Genomic DNA, 2,585 nt, shown 5'->3' with positions numbered 1-2,585 from the left:
CCACCCACCCGGCCGCGGAACGCACGGAAGAGGCCTCACCCAACGCAAGGTATGGCGCGCACCAAAGGCGCCCACACCGAAACGCCTCCCTCAGTACAACGCCGAAGCCAAATTCCGCCGAGCCGCAGCCACCCGAGGATCATCAGCCGGGAACAACTCGAACAGCCCCACCAGGTGCTGCCGAACCCGATCCCGATCCTCCCCGAAAACCCGCCGAACAGCATCGACAAGCCGAGCAAACGCCTCTTCAACCTGCTGCAACGCCACCTGCGCGTCAGCCGCGGCCAACTGGGCGTCGATGTCGTCCAACGCCCCGTCGGCCTTGGCGATCACCGCTGGGTCGACCGACTCGGCCCGCTCGGCGAACCGGGCCTGGGCCAGCCCTTCCTTGGCCAGCTCATTGGCGGGCTCAGAGGCAAGAATCTCCGAGTAGTACCCCTGAGCGGCCGCGTAGTCCCCCCGCTCGAACGCCTCTTCAGCCGCAACGATCCGCGGGTCCTCGACGACATCTTCCTCAGCGACCGGGACCCCGGCCCGGGCCTCCCCGGCCCGAATCCCCGGCAACCGGTCCCGCAAAGCATCCAGCAACCGAGCAACCCAAGCCGACAACTCGGCGTCGTCAATGGGCCCGGCAAAAGCATCAATGGGCTGACCAGCAGCAACAGCCACGGTCGTCGGCACCGACTGAACCCCGAACGCCTGCCCGATCCGAGGCGCCTGCTCGAGGTCGACCCGCGCCAAAATCCACGAGCCCCCCGAGGACTGAGCCAGCCGAGTCAGCGAAGCAGCCAGCTGCTGCGACTCCGGCGAGTACGAAGCGCCCAGCAGCACCACCACGGGCACCTGCAGGGACTGCTCGACCACGGCCTGGAACGAGGCCTCGGTGACGTCCACGATCCACGGCGCGGAGCCGTTGTCGGCAGCAGCCGGAGAGGCGGCAGCGGCGGGCGAGGCCGCGGACTGGCGGGCGGCGTCGGCTCGGGCCTTCAGGGCGCCCAGGTCGACGGCGCCGGAGAGAGCGGCGGACAGTGCGGCGGTCTTACGAGGATCAGGCCTTGTCACGTGTTCCATCCTGGCACGGCTAGTTCCCGGACCGGGTCCAGGGCCATCGGGTTGACGCGCATCGCCTCGTTGGCCGACGCGATGCGTAGTGCTAGCGGTGTCATCAGGTCGATGAACCGCGACGTACGACCAACACCCAACGCCTCCCACGGCGCGAGAGCTGCAGCGTCAGTTGCACGCTCGACCGCGGCCAGGTCACCGGGCAGATCCGAAACGGCTTCCCATTCCTCAAGGCTCCAACCACGCGCGGAACGCATGTATGCCGGATCGAGGGAATGCTCACGGGCGTAGAGCGCAAGCGCTTGGCACGGGCCCACCCCATGAGCCACCAGTGCGGCCACATGACCGTCACCGCGAGCCTCGCGCAGGATCGTGCAGGCGTGCCACAAGGCCAAATGCGGCGCAGAAGGCCACGGCAACGCCAGGTTCGCGGCCGCCAACGGACGCCCCGCGATACAAGCAGCAGAAGCAGCGTCCCGAGCCAACGAGGCAGCCTCAACGATCTCGGGCGTCGAGACGTCACCCAGCAGGCGGCGGAGAGCCCCGTCGACACCCTCCAAACGCGCATCCAAGAACGCGCTCGGAGAAGCCACTGCCCACGCGTCCGGCAGAGCGCGCGCGACCATGCGCGGGGCGAAGTTGTAGAAGACAGCCGTCACCAACTCCGGGGACGCGGCACCCAGCGGTGCGGCGCGCATGCCGAAGTAGCCCATCCAGCCGCCCTTGCAGCCCAGCGCGTCGGTCGCCGCGCGGGATTCGGGCGTGAAGTACGTGACGTCGTGGTAAGGCTCGAACCTCAACCACAGCTGTCTCGCGTCCACGCCCGACACGCTAACCCAGTGAACGCCGGTGCACGGATCCGCTCACCGTGCCGGCGTAGAGCGTTCGGCCATCCGTGGACACCAACAGAGCCTCGACACCGCGCTCCACCGCCGGGCCGCCGAACACGGTCCACGAACGGCCGCCGTTCACCGACCGCAGCACCCCCTTGCTGGAACCGGAGAACGCGATCGAGCCCAGATACAGCGTTCCGTCACGTCCAGCGGCAATCGCCGACAGCTGTTCAGAAGACACGTCAGGCACCTCCACAAAAGAGGAGCCGTCGAACGACACGAACACCGAGTTCTGCCCAACAGCCACCACGTGCCGTGAGTCGCGCGGATCCACCAGCACGGAGTTCATCCGTCCGGGCAACACCTGCTTCAACGAAACACCGGCGTCAACAGACCGGTAGAGCCCACCGGCGTCAGCGAGCCAAATCCCGGAAGGATCAGGCGCGATCGTCTTGATGCCGCGCAACGAGGAGTGCGCCCGCTGCACGAACGACACCCCACCGTCCGAAGACACGTAGAACGCGTTGATCAGGTACGCACCCAGGTACACCCGGCCAGGCAGCACAGGATCGAAGACCAAAGACCGCGTGTTGCCGGGCATCTCAGCAGTGGTCACCCAAGAAGAGCCCCCGTCCAGCGACCGCTCCACGAAGATCGTGTCCTGCGATCCCCGATACCCGTTCCGCCCGC

At 67.4% G+C, this 2,585-nt stretch carries 3 protein-coding genes; all 3 read right to left on the bottom strand.

Translation table 11 applies throughout. The features are described 5' to 3' along the window. Positions 1-90: 90 nt before the first annotated feature. Positions 91-1,062, bottom strand: a complete 972-nt coding sequence (locus UK23_RS41895; RefSeq protein WP_196778126.1) for a tetratricopeptide repeat protein — start codon at positions 1,060-1,062, stop codon at positions 91-93. After that, a complete protein-coding gene (locus UK23_RS41890) occupies positions 1,059-1,883 on the bottom strand; it encodes an SCO6745 family protein (RefSeq protein ID WP_052685513.1) in 825 nt (274 codons plus the stop codon). Before UK23_RS41890 ends, UK23_RS41895 begins: the two co-directional genes overlap by 4 nt. A gap of 10 nt (positions 1,884-1,893) precedes the next feature. Beyond that, positions 1,894-2,585 (bottom strand): WD40/YVTN/BNR-like repeat-containing protein (locus UK23_RS41885; protein WP_045317377.1); only part of this gene is annotated, 692 nt, incomplete at its 5' end.

It is taken from the genome of Lentzea aerocolonigenes, from assembly GCF_000955955.1.
GTDB classification, from domain to species: domain Bacteria; phylum Actinomycetota; class Actinomycetes; order Mycobacteriales; family Pseudonocardiaceae; genus Lentzea; species Lentzea aerocolonigenes_A.
The sequence above is the reverse complement of the archived record's forward strand: the minus strand, read 5'-3'. Positions and strand labels throughout refer to the sequence as shown.